Genomic DNA, 18,471 nt, shown 5'->3' with positions numbered 1-18,471 from the left:
ATATATCTTAAAACTATCATGGAGGTTAATTTTTATGTTTACAGGTTTAGTTGAAGAAGCAGGTATAGTTGAAAGAATAACCAAAGGTACTAAATCCGCTAAAATCACAATAAAAGCTCATAAGGTATTAGATAATTTAAAACTTGGGGATAGTATAAGTACTAACGGTGTATGCTTAACCGTTGTTGACTTCAATAAATGCACTTTTTCTGTAGACGTTATGGCTGAAACTATTAGAAGGAGTAATCTTAAAAATCTGTCTGTAGGCTCTAGTGTAAATTTGGAAAGAGCTCTGCAGCTAAGCAGCCGCTTAGGTGGACACATTGTAAGCGGTCATATTGATGGAGTAGGAACTATTACCTGCTATAAAAATGAAGACAATGCAATATGGATTACCATTAATACTTCTGCCGAATTACTAAAATATATAGTAGAAAAAGGCTCTATTGCCATTGATGGAGTAAGCCTTACTGTAGCCTATGTAGATAACAAAACTTTTAAAGTATCTATTATTCCTCATACAAAAGAAGTAACTTCACTGCTAAAAAATAACATTGGTGATGAAGTTAACCTTGAATGCGATATAGTGGGCAAATATGTAGAAAAATTTTTATTGAAAAAAGAAGATTCTTCACTTTCACAATCAAAAGGTATTGATTTGGAATTTTTAAGTTCTAATGGTTTTATGTAATAAAAAAAGAAAGGCAGGTGAAAATCCTGATTTATAAATTCTTTTTCAAAAATCAGGATTAATTATATGTATAAATTTAATACTATTGAAGAGGCCATAGAAGATATCAAAGAAGGTAAAATGATCGTAGTAGTAGATGATGAAGATAGAGAAAACGAAGGTGACCTAATAATTGCATCTGAAAAAGTCACCCCTGAAGCTATTAATTTTATGGCAAAGTATGCCGGTGGTCTTATTTGTACTCCTATTGTAAATGAAAGATTAAAAGAATTAAATATAGGTTTAATGGTAGAAAAAAATACCGAATCTCATAATACTGCCTTTACAGTATCTATAGATGGTATAAATACTACTACTGGAATTTCAGCTTATGATAGAGCTGAAACTATACTTCAATTAATTAACCCAAGTTCAAAAGCAGAAGATTTCAGAAGACCTGGTCATGTATTTCCTTTGGCAGCTAAACCTAATGGAGTATTAGAAAGAACAGGACATACTGAAGCCGCTGTAGATTTAGCAAAACTTGCTGGTCTCTATCCTGCTGGTACAATTTGCGAAATAATGAATGAGGACGGTTCAATGGCAAGACTACCTCAATTAATGGAATATGTAAAAAAACATAATTTAAAAATTATAACTGTAGCAGATTTAGTTGAGTATAGGAAAGCCAATGAAATACTTATAAAAGTAGTTTCAGAAGCAAATATGCCTACAAAATATGGTGACTTTAAAATTATAGGATATGAAAATTCTATAAACGGTGATTATCATATAGCCTTAGTAAAGGGGGATATTTCTTCCGATTCTGAAGCACCCCTTGTAAGAATTCATTCACAGTGCTTAACTGGGGATGTGTTTGGTTCTTCAAGATGTGATTGTGGTGATCAACTTCATGAAGCTATGAAAAAAATCGATGAAGCTGGAAAAGGAATTATACTTTACATGAGTCAAGAAGGCAGAGGAATAGGTCTTTTAAACAAAATAAAGGCATATAAACTTCAAGATAATGGTATGGATACTGTTGAAGCAAACTTAGCCTTAGGATTTCCTGATGATCTAAGAGAATATTGGATTAGTGCACAAATGTTAAAAAGTCTTGGAGTAAAAAAAATCAATCTTATGACTAATAATCCACGAAAAATAAATTCTATGTCCAAGTATGGTATAGAGATAGTTAATAGAGTACCTATTCAATCTCCTTCCAACTCAAATAATAAATTTTACTTAAAGACTAAGAAAGAAAAATTAGGACATTTATTAAAGTTTTAGAAAATAAAATTATTAAAAAGGTGGTGTAAATATCTGATGTGCAAATTATCTGTTGTAATAATTTATTTAAATGCAAGTATGTAATAAATTAACTTTAAGGTAATTTAAAAAATCAGATAATATTATGAAAACATATGAAGGTAATTTAATAGCTAGCAATTTAAATTTTGGAATAATTATAGGAAGATTTAATGAATTTATTGGTGGAAAACTTTTAACTGGAGCCCTTGATGCATTAAAAAGACACGGAGCTGAAGATGATGATATAAGTATAGCTTGGGTGCCTGGAGCTTTCGAAATTCCTCTTATAGCAAAAAAAATGGCAAAATCCAAAAATTATGATGCAATCATATGTCTAGGTGCTGTAATAAGAGGTTCTACTCCTCATTTTGATTATGTATCCAATGAAGTATCTAAAGGTGTAGCCCACGTGTCTCTTGAAACAGAAATTCCGGTTATTTTTGGCGTTTTAACTACTGACACTATTGAACAGGCAATTGAAAGAGCTGGTACTAAAGCTGGTAATAAAGGTTATGATGCCGCAGTTACTGCTATAGAAATGGCAAATATGATAAAAGAACTTTAAATAAATAAGCTTTCAAGTAGTTTTAAATCTATATACTGCTTGAAAGCTTATTCTTTATAATAATATTATTAACTTATTGATTACTTTAAGCTAGAGTTGCAACCATTACGGCTTTTATTGTATGCATTCTATTTTCTGCTTCCTCAAAAACTAAAGAAGCATCACTTTCAAACACTTCATCTGTTACTTCGAAAGGCTCTATTCCGAATTTGTCATATACTGCTTTTGAATCAGTAGTATTCAAATCATGAAAAGAAGGAAGACAATGCATGAATTTGACATTATCATTATTAGTCTTTTTTAATAATTCCTTATTTACTTGATAAGGATATAATATTTCCAATCTATTTTTCCAAACTTCTTCATCTTCACCCATAGACACCCAGATATCACTATATAATACATCTGCCCCTAAAACAGCTTTGTCTATATCATCTGTAATAGTTATCTTTCCCCCTGATTTATCTGCTGTCTTTGTACATTCTTCTATAAGTTCAGATTTTGGAAAAAGTGATTTTGGAGTAGCAATTCTAAAATCCATACCCATTTTACAAGCACCTATCATAAGTGCATTTGCAGTATTATTTCTTCCATCACCACAATATACTAAAGTAACTTCATTTAAAGGTTTATCAAAATTTTCTCTTATAGTTAGAAGATCTGCTAAAACCTGCGTTGGATGATCTTCATCCGTGAGACCATTCCAAACTGGCACTTTGGCATGCTCTGCTAATATTTCAACCTTTTCCTGTTCAAATCCCCTATATTCAATACCATCAAACATCCTACCTAAAACTCTAGCAGTATCTTTTATGGATTCCTTATTTCCTATAGGCGTTCCAGTTGGACCTAAATAAGTAACATTAGCACCTTGATCATAGGCTCCTACCTCAAAAGAACATCTTGTTCTTGTAGAATCCTTTTCGAATATTAATGCTATATTTTTGCCCTGCAACTTTTTTACTTCCGTGCCATTTTTCTTTGATTCTTTTAATTCCGCTGCTAAATCCAATAAATAATTTATTTCTACAGCAGAAAAATCCTTTAAAGTTAAAAAATTCCTATTTTGTAAATTAACCAATCACATCACCCTTTTCCCGTTCTATAATTATTCATATTTACGTATAATTATACTATATTTTATAAGAAAGTTCAACCCTATTTATATAGCATCACTAGGTTTTTTAATACCATTATTATTAATATTTAGTAATGTTATACTTTACATATAATAAAATTTAATTCATACTTTATAATAAATAATTATATACTTAACTTTTTATAATGGAGGATATAAATATGAACCTTAATAGAAAAATCAGATTGGGAAAAAAATCTGACATTAATAAAATTTTAGAGATTTATAAACCTTTTGTAGAAAATACCGTTATTACCTTTGAATATGAAGTTCCAACCTTAAATGACTTCAATGTCAGAATGTTAAATATTCAAAAGAAATATCCTTTACTGATATGTGAAATTAATGATAAAGTTGTTGGCTATGCCTATGCATCTCAATTTGGTGAACGTGCTGCCTTCAACTGGTCAGTTGAACTTTCAATTTATATAAGTCCTAAGTACCATAAATATAAAATTGGTAAATCATTATATTTTGCTCTATTTGAAGTACTAAAACTACAAGGTTACTATAATGCATATGCTAAAATAACTTCGCCAAATGTAAAAAGCGAGTATCTTCATAAATCCTTTGGTTTTAAACTTGTAGGAATTTACAAAAATATAGCTTTTAAATTCGGTAATTGGCAAGACTTAGCCTGTTATGAATTAAATCTTAAAGACTATGATAAATCTCCTTTACCCCCTAAAACAATTAATGAGATAAGCATAACTCCAAAATTTAAAAAAATATTACAAGAAGCTGAAGAAATAATAAAACCTCATTATTAAGACTTTCTATAACTTTATCTTTAATTCTCTGGTAGCCTGCTCTATATTGTCATTGCCAAGTATTGCTGATATTACAGCAGCGCCATTTGTACCAGTACTTATAACCTGAGATAGATTATCTTTATTAACCCCACCTATAGCTACTGATGGTATATTTATATTCTTAACAATTTCACTAAGACCTGAAATTCCTATAGGTGTATCTATATCTTTTTTACTTCCAGTAAAGAAAATTGCTCCTATACCTACATAGTCAGCACCACATTCTTCTGCTTCTTTAGCTTCATTTACATTTCCTACAGATATACCAATTATTTTATCTTTGCCCAGTATATTTCTAGCTAAAGTAATAGGCATATCATCTTGACCCAGATGTACCCCTGTTGCATCCACCGCCTGTGCAATATCAATTCTATCATTAATTATAAGAGGTATATTATATTTATCAGTAATCTCTTTTACTTCTGATGCTACTTTATAAAACTCCCTAGTAGTTACATCTTTCTCCCTTACCTGTACTACAGTTACTCCTCCTGCTATAGCTTTTTCCACTGCGGTCTTAATATTCCTTCCCTTTAAAAATCTTCTATCAGTAACTAAGTACAAACTATAGTCTGTTTTCATTTAAAACTCCTCCTCTATATAACAAAATTATCTTTCTAAGAAACTTATCTTAGAAGATTGTAATATTTCTTGTTCTCCTATTTCATATATGGAATCTAAAAGTTTTACACGAAAGCTTCCAGGAAGCTTAGCAGTTTCATAGGCCTTTTCTCCGGCAATACCCATAGAAACTATAGCTGTACAGGTTGCTATAAACTTATCTTCTTCTACTCCTATGGTTCCTCCACAAAGTGCTCCAAGCATACATCCAGCTCCAGTTACTTTGGTTAACATCTCTACTCCATTTTCAATTATCACAACTCTTTTTCCATCAGAAACTATATCTTTTTTACCTGTTGCTGCTACTACACAATTATATTTATTCGCTAATATTGTACATGCCTCTATTAATCCATCTTGATTTCCTATAGAATCTACACCCTTAACCTCAGCTTGTAGACCTGCCAAAAATTTTATTTCACCAGAATTACCTTTTATAACATCTATTCGTCCAAGCTTAGTAATTTTATCTATTACTTCTACCTTTCTCTCAATTACAGGACATGCAACAGGATCTAGTACTACAGGTATATTATGTACTTTAGCTGATATTGCAGCCATAATAGTTGATGCTTCCTGTTCCTTTGTCAATGTACCTAAATTTAAATACAGTGCATCTACAATTTTAGCAAATTCAAAACTCTCATCATAAGCTTCACACATAGCTGGTGATGCACCAAATGCAAGTAAAATATTAGCACAATCATTGATGGTAACATGATTGGTAATACATTGTACCAATGGAACCTTTTTTCGTAACTTTATTATAACATTTGAAATATCATTATTCATCTTAATTATCTCCCCATACTTTTTAACCTGACTAACTTGGCGTAAGTCTCCCACGCACTCTGTACAGCCCTCACACAAAATCAAAAAAAGATTTTAGTTCTCTACTTGCACTGTGTACAGCGATTCATGCCAAATACAAAATAAATTTTGTTTTGTCTGCTTTTCTTCAAGTGGAAGCTCAACGCCAAGTAAACCATGCATTTGCAGTTCTAAAATTCAGATGGGGTAAAAGAATCCCCACCTGAATTAAGAACTTGCTTCAATAATCCATACCAGCTTTTTTGTATAAATCAATAAAATGTCCTACAGGGCCTACGCCTTGTCCTATGGAAAAAGAGTTTTTTATTGCTTTGTTTATATACTGTTTTGACAATTCTATAGCTTTTTCCACTTTATATCCCTTTGCAATATAGGAAGCTATGGCTGAAGATAACGTACATCCTGTTCCATGAGTATTCTTAGTCTCTATTCTATCTCCCTCAAAAACAAAGAAATTTTCTCTATTGTACAAAATATCATTGGCATTATTACATCTATGTCCACCTTTAATTAATATGTTTTTTGCTCCAATTTCTGCAATTATTTCAGCTGCTCTTTTCATATCTTCTTCATTTTTTATTCCTATTCCTGATAATACTTCTGCTTCAGGTATATTAGGCGTTACTATATCTGCAATAGAAATTAAATCTTTTAGTTCCTCTACAGCATCCTGCTTTAATAGAAAATATCCACTTTTAGACACCATCACAGGATCTACAACTATATTTTCCCCGTTATATCGAATCAGTTTTTCTTTTATAACTTTTATAATTTCTGTATTTGAAACCATACCTATTTTTACAGCATCCACAGAAATGTCCTGAAAAATACAATTAATTTGACTTTCTATCATTTCTTTACTTACTTCTAAAACATCAAAAACTCCCATAGTATTTTGAGCTGTAATTGCTGTTATAATACTCATTCCATATACTCCAAGAGAACTCATTGTCTTTATATCCGCTTGTATACCTGCTCCTCCGGAGCTATCTGAACCTGCTATTGTCAAAACTTTTTTCAAAATTTGAACCTCCTGTCTTAGTAATTTAAAATACAAAAAAATGTACTGCTAGAAAGCAGTACATCTGAATACATGCACTATATATGCTTCCTATACGGCATTACCCGTTAACAGGTTCTAAGGGTTAGATCATTCTTCTCAGCCTTTTGGCACCCCTGCATTAAATAATCTTCTTTTAATTTGTAAACATCCAATGTGTAAAATTATAAATGTATTTTAAAGCCTGTATTTTGAAAATATAGATTTATATTTTAAGTTGTATATCTATAATTTTATATAATTATATTTAAAATTGCAATATCAATACAGTTATATATACATTTATCATCATATTAATATGAATTGTAATATTTTTATTTGTCCTCAAAATATTCATCAATAATATTTTTGGCTATGTTCTTAATAACACTTGCTTCTGCTATCAGATTCATAACTACAATGAATACCATCATTCTTTCCTCTTCTTTTCCACTTAAACCAGTTTCATCAGACATCTTTTTAAACTCTACTTCATCAAAATAATCTTTAGATAAAAACCTATCATAATTTTCCTGTTGTATATTTGAAAAAGTTTTATATGCCATTTCCCAGGATATAATATCATCTTCCCTGTCATTGATTTCATTAAAGGCTAATCTAAATACTTTTTTGATTTCTTCTGTAGTTAAAATAGGTCTCATATGACTTAGCAGTAAAAGCTGCGCCAAGTGATTTTTAGTATATCCTCTTTTTCTTCCATCCTCAGGTTTTGATATTACTTCATTTTTTATATAATTCTGAACTATATTATTAGTATATTTTTCTCCTTTAAATTTATCATTAAGATAATCTGTCACTTGAGATAAAAACAAATCATATCTAGGTAAATCCTCATAGGGTATGACACTGCTTTCAGATATATCCTTAGCCATTTTTTTTATATCCTCTATATTAAAATTTTTACTTGTCAATTAAAACACCTCCTTAAATTAGTCCTTTGTAATTTATAGTACATCTAGAAAGGCATATATGTTAATCCTTAATGATGACTCATAGATATCCAATTTGGTAATTAAATATTGATAAACATGGATAATTTAATAACTTTATTTAAAAAATTTAAATTTATATTTCAAGTTTCATATCTATAGTGAAACTAGTTTCAAACTAAAAAATTTATAAGCCTTGATAATACTATATTTGTATCTATTAATTTTAAGCTTAGATGTAGTTTCACTATATAATTAATAATTTTTATAATATATCCTAATTTTATATTCTAAAAAACTTTAAGTATTATTTATCATATCCATTATAAGTTATTCAAAAACTTATTACAAGTTATATATTATGAATAAAATAAATGCTTTGCCAAGATATACTTAGATAATTAAAGATATAGTGAGTTTTACGTGAAAGAATTAAGTATAATAGGTTTAATTATCTCGAAATATGATATTATTTAATTTGTAATATAGTATAAAATACCTTATAATAAACTCATGTTAATTTGCTACATAAATTAGTATATAATATAATTACATGAAAGTAATCTCTATTTGTAAAGGGGGTGCTTCCCAATAAAAAAGAAAAGGCCTCTAATTTTATGTTTATTTTTTACATTAGTATTTATATCTTATAACTTGATATCTCCTGAATTATTAAACTTTAATAATAATAAATATAACATAGTATATGGAGCTCCTAAAGGTGGATATAAGTCTGGTAGCTTTAAAAGTAGTTCTAAAAGTAGTTCATCTTCAAAAAGCTACAACAGTAGTTCTTCATCCAAGGGTTTTAAATCTGGAAATTTTAGTAGTTCTTCTTCCAGTAGCTCTAGTAAAAATTCATCTACTAATAAAAGCAGTAATTATTCAGGGGGTAATACCAGTAGTAATGGCTGGTTTAATCAAAACAGCCATAATTCAAACTCCACCTCAACTAAACGTTCTTTTATACCAATACCTATACCAATACCTTTTGGTGGAGGATCACATTATGGTGGAAGTTATGGTAATGCTTCAATAGGTTCATTTATCTTTAAGCTAATATTATTTATCATAATAATTATAATAATTTACAAATTAGTTAAAAAATTTAGAAAATAATTTTTAGACCAGCTAGTAAAAGTCAATAAAAATTAAAAAAATAATTTATGAGTAAAAATTTGCATAGCAAATAATCCATTGAAAAAGCACGAACAATGGAATTAATTGTAAGATGATTAGTCTTTAAGTTTTTAGCCGTTAGGCTGCTGTAGTAGAACCATTATTAAGATACATTTTAATATGTATTTTAGGATCACGTATTTCATACTCTTTTTGGTTCCTTAGGACGGAGAATATGTAATTAACAAGTTTATGCATTATTGCCACTAAAGCAACCTTTTTGCTTTTACCATTTAGGTTTTCTTTATAGTAGGTAAGTAAAACTTTGTTTATAGGTTCACCGCTTCTACTGGTTCGTATGGATGCTAATGCCACAGCATATAAGGCTCTTCTGCCTATTCTGGTACCACGTTTAGACATAGTATTTTTATTACTGTTAAACTTACCAGATTGATTGACAGATGGGTCAATACCAAAGTAAGCAACTAAATGTTTAGCTTTTACAAAACCTTTAATATTGCCTATTTCACTCATTATTGTGATGGCAGTTAATTCACCAATACCTGGTATTGAGTAAATCAATTGAACATTTTTCTTAAATTGCTCTGAAATCCTATTGCTTTTCATCAATGAATGAATTTCATTTAATAAATTGTTAAGCTGATTTTCTAAAGTTTCTATTACAGAAATTGTGTTCATGATTTTTACAAACAGGCTAGGCGATTTAAGACCAATGTAAATAGCTTCTTCAGCAGCATCAATTAGCTTTTTATAGATTTTTTTCACTATATGTTAGTCCTTTTCTTGAATGACTGCGAATAAGATCTATTAACTCATTTTTATCAGCATTTAAGATAGCTTTAGGACTTGAATATTCTTTTAAAATTGCTATTGATGTTTTGCAAGTAATGTTTGAAAAAACAGAGCTATAGCTAGGAAAAATAATTTTTAAGTCGGTAGAAAGCTTTTTCTTAAAAGTAGATTTACTATCAGTAAACTTATAGTAATCTCTACAGAGAGCTTTTAAGGTATAAATTTCAATATCAAATGCAGAAGTATATTTAACATTTTGAAATTTGCCTATTTTAGCAATGGTTAATGCATCTTTTTTATCATTTTTCACTTTTCTTATGTCTCCATTCTTGTTACAATTAGTAATGAGTGGATTTAAGATACATGTTTCAAATGTATCCCTAAGAAAGTGGAAAAGAGTAAGATGGTATACACCAGTAGATTCCATGAAAATTGCCGTTTTCATGTTAAACTCTTCTTCCGCTTTTTTTATTTGATCTACTAGGTAATCAAAACCATTTCTATTGTGCTTAATTTTAAAAGGCTTTCTATAAACTTCACCGTCAGGTGCTAGTATAGCAACTACTGAAAAGTCTGCTGATACATCGATTCCAACTATTGGTCTATAAAAAAATTTACTCATAAAATAATATCTCCTTTGCTTTGTGAGATAGAATAGATATTCCATTTCTATCAGTAATTCTATAACCTTGTTTGTGACACGGGTAATTCCCAAAGGGAAACCCAACCAGCTAAACATAGAACTCTCACTGATGGAATGATACGCTAATTTTCGGGTATCAATGACTCGTTAGAGTTACTTCCCAGGAGGAATACATCTATCTTCTATTCAGGAGATATTATACATCAATATTTACTAGTATGGATTCCCACTTGGGAAAAATAGAAAACTAAGTTAGATGAGATTAGTACACCCTATCGGGTAGAAAATCTTCGAATAAATTAAAAGAAATGAGTTGTAATGTTCGTTAGAATTCAAGATAGTTTTCTATTGAATGTTATGACTACATTATACAAGGAGGAATTTTATTAATGGGAGTAATAAAGAGAATATCAAATATTTTTAAATCAAAGGTGAATAATGCATTGGATGACATTGAAAATCCAATCGAATTACTGGATCAAAAATTAAGGGACATGGAAAAAAGCTTAAACGATGCAAAACTTTCTTCTGCTCAAATCCTTGGTAATGTTCATGAAATTGAGAAAAAAATTGAAAAAGCAAAACTAGAATCAAAAGATTTTGATTCTAAAGTAAAACTTGCAATAAAAGCAGGCAATGATGATTTAGCTAAAAAAGCTCTTGAAAGAAAACTTGATGCTGATAAAAGAATTCAAAGTTTAGAAGCAAGTTATACTGATGCATCTAAAAAGGCTAATGCTATAAAAACAAAATTAAGAGATTTAGAAGAAGAAATACAAAAGACTAGAAACTATAGAGATGAAGCTGCTGCAAGGTTTAATAATGCAGAGGCAGCTAAAAAAGTTAATGAAGTACTTGCAAATGTAGAAACTGGCTCAAATAAAATCAATCTTGATGATATAGAAAGAAAAATTGAAAGAAAAGAGGCTCTTGCCGAAGGCCTTGGTGACTTACAATCTGATAATTCTTTAGATAAAGAATTTGAAAAATTAAATGAGATAAATCTTGATGATGAGCTTGCAAAATATAAATCTTCTGTAGATTCTACAAATTCAAAATAAGAGGAAAACTATTATGAATAAAACAGAAGAATTTATTTCAGAAGAAAAAAGGCATTATGGCAAAATCTATTCTGACATAGCTTTTGCCATAAGCGAAATAAAAGATTTTCTAGATGAAAATATCCTTAAGAATAGAAAATATTATTCAAGACAGCCTGTACTGGATAAATACATGGATCTCTTGGATTCTACAAATCAAGAAACTAAAAATAGAGGTTTTTTTAAAGGTCTCATTGATGGAGATAAATACGTTAACTTACTAAAAACATTTAAGTCAGATCATTATCAAGAACTTGATCAACTTAAAAAATGCCATCAATGTAAATGCTTAAAATGTACAGCTGTTTGTAAATTTGACAGTTGTGATGGATGTAAAGCGGGAAGACATGTTGCTTACTGTGATCATGAAAGAACTAATGTTGCTTTCTTTGATAATTCACAAAATTCCATGCTTAATCTTACAAATAATAATACAGGTAAAGATGACAGGTATACCGTATTAGCTATAGTTCAAGATTCTTTAGAAGACAAAAGATATATATTAATAGAAAATATGCAGAATAAAGAACGTTTTATTCTCTACTATTATCCTAAACTTCCTGAAGATGACTATGGTGAAATAACCGATGAGGAAGATTTTAATTTTGCTGCCTCTGCCTATGAAAATGTAGAACGAGACTAAACAAAATATATAGTAATAAATAGTATTACCAACTTACTCTGGAAGTAAAAAATAGAATAATTAAAAATACTGTAAAATCAATTTAAACTCAGTTAGAATACAATTTCTCACTGAGTTTAAATTGATTTTCATAGCTTTTATGGTAAATCCTTACATACTTCCATATTTTCTATAGCTTCTTTAACTAAAACATCTATATCAAGTATTGATTCTTCTTTGATGATTTCCCTTAATATAGGCTTAGTCTTTGGATGCTTTGGTACAAATATAGTGCAACAATCTTCATAAGGTAGTATAGAAGTTTCATAAGTACCTATATTCCTAGCAATATCCATAATATCTCCTTTATCTGTAGCTATAAGAGGTCTGAAAACAGGTCTGTCTGCTGCATCATTACTAACTACAAGTCCCTCCATTGTCTGACTTGCTACTTGACCAATGCTTTCACCAGTTGATACCGAGTGAATACCATTTTTTTCAGCAATCTCACAGGCAACTCTCATCATGAATCTTCTCATAATAATTGTAAGTTCATCTTTTCTGCATTTTTCAATTATACTCATTTGAATATCTGTAAATGGAACTATATAAAGAGTCATATTGCCTGTATAAGTTTGCAAAATTTTTGCAAGCTCTTTAACCTTCTCCTTTGCTCTTTCACTAGTATAAGGATGACTATGGTAATAAACACAGCTAAGTTCAACTCCTCTTCTTGCCATCATATATCCAGCTACAGGGGAATCTATACCACCGGAAAGCATAAGAAGGGTTTTACCATTAGTACCATAAGGCATTCCACCTGCCCCTTTTATCTTTTTAGAATATATATAAGTATTTTTTCTTATTTCCACAGTCACTCTGCATTCAGGATTCTTTACATCTACCGATAATCCTTCTGTATTCTTTAGTATGTAAGCCCCAACTTTCTGACTGACCTCCATAGAATTCATAGGAAAACTTTTGTCTGCTCTCTTAGTTTCTACTTTAAAAGTATTAGCTCCATTTTCCTTTAATTCTCTAAGAGCTTCTTCATATATTTTATCTACTTTAGTCTCTATCTCAGTAACTACACAAAGCTCTGCTATTCCAAAAAGTCTCTTAAGTCTGTTTATCAGTTCTTCTATTTCCTCTGAATAGATAAACCATCTACCTTGATCAGTTATAAATTCATATTCCAGCCCTTTTAATACATATCTTATATTATCTTTAAGTTTTTTCTCAAATTTATTTTTATTCAAACCCTTCAAAAATATTTCTGAAGCATATTTCACCAGTATAAGTTTTCTCATATTTTTAATCTCCTTAACATTTGTAAACCTTTGTAAATCTTCTCTACAGCATAATCCACTTCTTCAAATGAATTATTCTCATTGAAACTAAATCTTATAGCCCCTTGAATTTCATCATTCTTTAAGCCTATAGCCTTAAGTACATGACTACTATTATGTCTTTTAGCCGAACATGCAGATCCATTGGAAACGTAGATTCCATATTCCTCAAGATAGTGTAATAGAACTTCTGCTTTAACGCCTTTAAAAGATACATTTAGTATATGTGGAAGGTAATCCTCGGCCATTTCACTGCTTATTATAATATCATCTATATCTTTTAATTTATCTATAAAGTATTTTTTAATATTTTTTACATGCTCATAATTATTGTTAATGTTATTATGTATCTTTTCTGAAGCTTTTGACATAGCGGAAATAGCTGCAAGATTTTCCGTACCTGATCTATAATTCCTTTCCTGCCCTCCGCCTTCAATCAATGGCTTTGGAACAAGACCTTTTCTGATATAAGCAAAACCAATACCTCGTGGTCCATGTATTTTATGCCCACTGGCTGATAATAAGTCTATACTATATTTACGAACATCTACATTAATTTTTCCATAGCTTTGAACTGCATCTACATGAAATTTTATTCTACTGCTTTTTTCTTTAATTATTTTTCCTATATGCTCTAAATCCTGCATTACTCCAATTTCATTATTTACATGCATAATACTAACAACTTGGGTATCTTTATTTATACTATCTTTTAACATTTGCATATCAACTTTACCCCGCGCATCTACGTCTAAATAAGTAACACTTACGCCTTCCTTTTCTAGCTGCATACACGTATTTAAAACACTAGGATGTTCAATTTTAGTTGTAATTATATGTCCACCACTTCTTACAAAACCTTTTATAAGGAAATTATTACTTTCACTGCCTCCCGAAGTAAATATTATTTCCTCTTTAATTGCATTTATTGACTTTGCAATTATATTTCTTGCTTCATTACATTTTTTTTCTGCTCTAACACCCAAGCTATAGGCTGAAGATGGATTACCATAATAATTTTCCATAATATTCACCATTTCTTCTATAACTTCCCTATAGGGTTTAGTAGTAGCACTATTATCCATATATACTTCCAAAAAAATCACCTTCTTAAATATATAAAACTCTTATTTTTTCTATATATAAAATCTAAAAATCAATCTCTTACATATACATTTATTTCAGCTAATTTATTACGCATTTCTACAAAATAAATTAATTACATAACTACTATAATATAAGTAATCCTGTACTAATTCAATATTTTTTCATATTATATGAAAAAATATTATATATATAAAATAATCCACAGTTGATTTTAATTATACTTTACTTAATTTCGACAAGAGTTAACATTTTGACAAATGAAATTTATTTTATGCTCTCCTTCATCAGCATAAGTTATACACATCATTCACACTTGTCCACAATTTTAAGCACTTAATCCACAAAAACTGTGCATAAGTATATAATTATATACAACGTTGATATTTACTAAGTTTATAAAACTACATTTTTTTTATCCACATTATCCACATTTGGTATGTGTATAACTTATTTAAAGTATGTGAAAAACTACGCTATATTTATGCAAGAATTATTTGATTTTTAAAAGTTTCTCAATAAAACTTTTATATTCTTCTGCTTTATTATCTGGATCATAATAGGTAGTAGTAGCTATAATATCACAATAAGAGGCTATAGTTATATATATATAATATTCTCCATATCTATTAATAAATAGATTTAACTCTTTATTAAATTCTTGTATATCATCTTTTATGTTAAATAATTTTAAAGGATACATATGCGCCTCTATTACATTGCAAATTATATCTTCTGCAGCTTTAGGAATATACAACTCTTTACAAACATCTTTCATTATATCCTTACCAACTACATCATGATTAATAAAACTTACTTTAATATTATCTTTTTTATAAGTTTTATATTTTCCAATATCATGTAAAAAAACAGTTAGAGCTAAAAAATCTATCAAATTATATCCATCTATATTCCTATTAAATATATCTATATCTAATCCTTTTAACTTTATTTTTCCATACTGAATATCTTTTAACACTTCATAAGAAGTATTCATATGGGTAAAAACATCTTCTATATGATATTTACACTTTCCAATGCTCTTAAGTTCATTAATATAAGGTAACAAATTTTCTAAAATAGAATATTGATCCAATACATTAAATGCTACACCAGTTTTATCTGCATTTATGATATTCATAAGTTCCTTTAATAATTTACTTTTATAATTATCTCTTAACCTTTTCCTCTGTTGTCTTATATGTAATTCAGTATCAATACTAAAATGCATTCCGTATTTAATATAATAATTAATTCCCTTTAATATGGCCAATGGATGATTTTCAATACTTTTATCATTAACTTCTTGTATAATTCTTCTTTTTATATGATTTCTTCCTTGATAGGGATCAATAATTTTATTATCTATAAGCTTTACTGATATTGCATTCATAGTATAATCTGCATCTTTAAGATATTCTTCTATATCTTTATTAATTAACTCAATTATTTTCAATGTATTCCTATTATCTTCTATTATTAACATTTTTTCATTATTATATAATCTAATATTATAATTTAAATTTTCTTTAGATAATTTAAAAAGATCATCTATATTACCTTTATACATAATGTCTATTTTTTTTATATTAGCACTGGGCTTTATAAGCTTTTCTATTACATAACCATTTACCAAATAGGCCTCTCCATTTAAACTCTTAAAAATTTCTTCCATTTTTCTTATTAAATTGATCATTTCTAATATTTCTCCATTTCTTTATAATTTATTCTTTATTTAAAATAAATTGCATAAATAACTTATTTATGTTTTAATATCTATATATAGTATTTAAATTCAATTCAATATACTGTATATTGAATTAAATATATTATTTATATTATAACATACATGAATTTTAGTCTTACTAACAATTATTACTTGATAGCTTTTTACAATAGCAAAATAATTCTTAAACATTTACATTACAGTTCATTATTTATATTTACCTTTAAGTAAATGTATTAATATTTTGTCTATTTATAGTTAATATTTAATTTATTAAACTGGTATATCTATTATTGTAATAATTTAGAAAAAATACATTGACATTTCTATAATATGGTAGTATATTTACTATAGATGGAATTTAACAAGAAATTTGTAATAAAAGATAAAAATAAAATAAATTTATTGACTTTTATTGTAATATTTGTTATTATCTAAATATGCTTTTGTCGAATAATGTGATTTAAGGAGGATATACAAAATGAAATCAATAGGTGTTGTAAGAAGAGTGGACGAGTTAGGTAGAATAGTTATTCCCATAGAATTAAGAAGAACTTTAAATATAGCTGAAAAGGATGCTTTAGAAATTTACGTAGATGGCGAACAAATAATATTAAAAAAGTATGAACCAGCTTGTATATTCTGTGGTGATGCTAGAGATGTTACTAATTATAAAGGCAAGAATATTTGCAAATCATGTCTAGAGGAATTAAAGCAAGGAAAATAAATTTTATTAATAGCACGAAAAATGGTAATATCAAAAACAATTTAAATTTTGATATTACCATTTTTAAGTTATTAAAATTTACTAATTATTTAAATTCTTTATAATTCTACCTTACTCTTCTAGCTCCTACATAATTGCCATGACTTGAAAGAGGTACAATTTTTACTACATCGCCAGTTCTTGGTGCATGTATCATTAATCCTCCTCCTATGTACATACCTACATGACTCGGCCCGCTTCCAAAAAACACCAAGTCTCCTGGTTGAAGATCTGATGCACCGACAGAAGTTCCAAATCTAAATTGATCTTGAGTTACTCTAGGTATTGATATACCAAAATGAGCATATACATACTGTACAAATCCTGAACAGTCAAACCCAGGATTAGGGCTTGTACCTCCCCAAACATATGGTACCCCCTGAAAGCTTGCAGCATAGGTTACTATAGCATCACTAGAATAACCTCCAGTTACCTTCGGTATACTACCGCCTCTATTAATTGAAACAACAGCTGCACTTCCATTTGATTGTACTGCTGCCCTTGCAGCTTGAACTCTTTGATTTATAGCTGAAATTTGAGAGTTTGCAGATGCACTGAACTGCTGTGCTTCACTAACCTCTGAATTAGCTCGTTCAATAAGAGGAGTTTGTTCTTCTTTCTGTCTGTTTAAAGCAGTAAGCTTTTGATTCTGTTCTTCTTTAAGTCCAACAAGCTTTTTCTTTTCTATATTTAATACATTCTTTTTTATTTCCACTTCATTTTTTCTAGAATTCAAATCTGTAATAATCCTATCATTATATTCTGCAACTACTTTTACATTATCAATTTTGGAAATAAAGTCACTGATTCCTTTGGACTGCAGTAATGTATCTAGATAACTATTGTTCCCATTAATATACATAGTTCTAATAGTTTGATTATATTTGCGCTGCTCTGTCTTTATATTATATTCCGATTTCTTTATTCTTTCCTGTGATATTTTTATATTAGCCTCTGTATCATTTATTTTGCCATTTAAAGTTTCAACTTTATTGATTCCTAGTTGAATCTCATTATCAATATCTTGTATCTTATTTTGTAAATCCCTAGCCTTTTTCTGTGCTGAAGTTAGTCTACTCTGTCCTTCATTATATTGAGCTTGTGCCGCATTAAGCTGATCATCCAAAGATGGTTCTGCTAAAACATTTCCACCAATTGAAAAAGTAATACCCAAAGCCATAACAGCACATAGCAATTTTTTATGCACCTAAATTCCCCCTTTTTAGTTGTACATATATATTTTCATAAAACTATGTGTTATAATGATTAATTTTCAAAATTACTTTTTAATT

General features: G+C 29.0%; 17 protein-coding genes and 1 pseudogene. 8 read left to right on the top strand and 10 right to left on the bottom strand.

Annotation, left to right across the window (positions count from 1 at the left end; translation table 11 throughout):
- The first annotated feature begins 34 nt into the window (after positions 1-34).
- The 3 genes from CLPA_RS00725 to ribH all read left to right on the top strand — a co-directional run bounded on the left by CLPA_RS00725 (position 35) and on the right by ribH (position 2,546).
- Complete coding sequence (locus CLPA_RS00725; protein ID WP_003440373.1) at positions 35-691, top strand: riboflavin synthase; 657 nt, start codon at positions 35-37, stop codon at positions 689-691.
- A 66-nt stretch (positions 692-757) separates the two neighbouring features.
- Positions 758-1,960 carry a bifunctional 3,4-dihydroxy-2-butanone-4-phosphate synthase/GTP cyclohydrolase II gene (locus CLPA_RS00720; protein ID WP_003440370.1) on the top strand — a complete coding sequence of 401 codons (1,203 nt, stop codon included), beginning with the start codon at positions 758-760 and terminating at the stop codon, positions 1,958-1,960.
- Positions 1,961-2,084: 124 nt separating this feature from the next.
- Positions 2,085-2,546: a 6,7-dimethyl-8-ribityllumazine synthase gene (ribH, locus tag CLPA_RS00715; protein WP_003440368.1), complete on the top strand. Its 462-nt coding sequence runs from the start codon at positions 2,085-2,087 to the stop codon at positions 2,544-2,546.
- 85 nt (positions 2,547-2,631) lie between these two features.
- Here ribH and argF read toward each other — a convergent pair whose 3' ends face one another.
- Positions 2,632-3,627, bottom strand: a complete 996-nt coding sequence (gene argF / locus CLPA_RS00710) for an ornithine carbamoyltransferase (RefSeq protein ID WP_003440365.1) — start codon at positions 3,625-3,627, stop codon at positions 2,632-2,634.
- Positions 3,628-3,845: 218 nt separating this feature from the next.
- On the opposite strand from argF, the gene CLPA_RS00705 reads away from it, so the two are divergent.
- Complete coding sequence (locus CLPA_RS00705; RefSeq protein ID WP_003440363.1) at positions 3,846-4,454, top strand: GNAT family N-acetyltransferase; 609 nt, start codon at positions 3,846-3,848, stop codon at positions 4,452-4,454.
- 6 nt (positions 4,455-4,460) lie between these two features.
- Here the strand turns inward: CLPA_RS00705 and thiE are convergent, their stop codons facing one another.
- The 4 genes from thiE to CLPA_RS00685 all read right to left on the bottom strand — a co-directional run bounded on the left by thiE (position 4,461) and on the right by CLPA_RS00685 (position 7,919).
- On the bottom strand, positions 4,461-5,078 hold the full coding sequence (gene thiE / locus CLPA_RS00700; RefSeq protein WP_003440362.1) for a thiamine phosphate synthase: 618 nt from the start codon (positions 5,076-5,078) through the stop codon (positions 4,461-4,463).
- A gap of 27 nt (positions 5,079-5,105) precedes the next feature.
- Positions 5,106-5,909, bottom strand: coding sequence for a hydroxyethylthiazole kinase (gene thiM / locus CLPA_RS00695; protein WP_003440360.1), 804 nt, complete (start codon positions 5,907-5,909; stop codon positions 5,106-5,108).
- A 259-nt stretch (positions 5,910-6,168) separates the two neighbouring features.
- Complete coding sequence (gene thiD / locus CLPA_RS00690) at positions 6,169-6,969, bottom strand: bifunctional hydroxymethylpyrimidine kinase/phosphomethylpyrimidine kinase (protein WP_003440358.1); 801 nt, start codon at positions 6,967-6,969, stop codon at positions 6,169-6,171.
- 353 nt (positions 6,970-7,322) lie between these two features.
- On the bottom strand, positions 7,323-7,919 hold the full coding sequence (locus CLPA_RS00685) for a DUF1836 domain-containing protein (RefSeq protein WP_003440356.1): 597 nt from the start codon (positions 7,917-7,919) through the stop codon (positions 7,323-7,325).
- A 739-nt stretch (positions 7,920-8,658) separates the two neighbouring features.
- Between CLPA_RS00685 and CLPA_RS21410 the strand changes: the two genes are divergently transcribed.
- Entirely contained in the window at positions 8,659-8,976 is a 318-nt protein-coding gene (locus CLPA_RS21410) for a hypothetical protein (RefSeq protein ID WP_003440354.1), read from the top strand.
- Between the two features lie 218 nt (positions 8,977-9,194).
- Here the strand turns inward: CLPA_RS21410 and CLPA_RS00675 are convergent.
- Positions 9,195-10,491, bottom strand: a pseudogene (locus CLPA_RS00675) (IS110 family RNA-guided transposase).
- Between the two features lie 410 nt (positions 10,492-10,901).
- Here CLPA_RS00675 and CLPA_RS00670 point away from each other — a divergent pair.
- On the top strand, positions 10,902-11,573 hold the full coding sequence (locus CLPA_RS00670; RefSeq protein WP_003440348.1) for a PspA/IM30 family protein: 672 nt from the start codon (positions 10,902-10,904) through the stop codon (positions 11,571-11,573).
- 13 nt (positions 11,574-11,586) lie between these two features.
- On the top strand, positions 11,587-12,255 hold the full coding sequence (locus CLPA_RS00665; RefSeq protein ID WP_003440347.1) for a hypothetical protein: 669 nt from the start codon (positions 11,587-11,589) through the stop codon (positions 12,253-12,255).
- 137 nt (positions 12,256-12,392) lie between these two features.
- Here CLPA_RS00665 and thiI read toward each other — a convergent pair whose 3' ends face one another.
- The 3 genes from thiI to CLPA_RS00650 form a co-directional block, all read right to left on the bottom strand.
- Positions 12,393-13,544: a tRNA uracil 4-sulfurtransferase ThiI gene (gene thiI / locus CLPA_RS00660; protein ID WP_003440345.1), complete on the bottom strand. Its 1,152-nt coding sequence runs from the start codon at positions 13,542-13,544 to the stop codon at positions 12,393-12,395.
- A complete protein-coding gene (locus CLPA_RS00655) occupies positions 13,541-14,680 on the bottom strand; it encodes a cysteine desulfurase family protein (protein WP_003440343.1) in 1,140 nt (379 codons plus the stop codon). The genes thiI and CLPA_RS00655 overlap by 4 nt, the downstream gene beginning before the upstream one ends.
- A 500-nt stretch (positions 14,681-15,180) precedes the next feature.
- Entirely contained in the window at positions 15,181-16,362 is a 1,182-nt protein-coding gene (locus CLPA_RS00650; protein WP_236900364.1) for an HD domain-containing protein, read from the bottom strand.
- Positions 16,363-16,894: 532 nt separating this feature from the next.
- Here CLPA_RS00650 and CLPA_RS00645 point away from each other — a divergent pair.
- Positions 16,895-17,140 carry an AbrB/MazE/SpoVT family DNA-binding domain-containing protein gene (locus CLPA_RS00645; protein WP_003440339.1) on the top strand — a complete coding sequence of 82 codons (246 nt, stop codon included), beginning with the start codon at positions 16,895-16,897 and terminating at the stop codon, positions 17,138-17,140.
- Positions 17,141-17,246: 106 nt separating this feature from the next.
- Here the strand turns inward: CLPA_RS00645 and CLPA_RS00640 are convergent, their stop codons facing one another.
- Positions 17,247-18,386 (bottom strand): C40 family peptidase, encoded by a 1,140-nt coding sequence (locus CLPA_RS00640; RefSeq protein WP_003440337.1) that lies wholly within the window; start codon positions 18,384-18,386, stop codon positions 17,247-17,249.
- Positions 18,387-18,471: the final 85 nt, after the last annotated feature.

It is taken from the genome of Clostridium pasteurianum DSM 525 = ATCC 6013 (assembly GCF_000807255.1).
Classification (GTDB): Bacteria; Bacillota; Clostridia; order Clostridiales; family Clostridiaceae; genus Clostridium_I; species Clostridium_I pasteurianum.
This window is presented reverse-complemented; position numbering and strand designations above follow the sequence as displayed.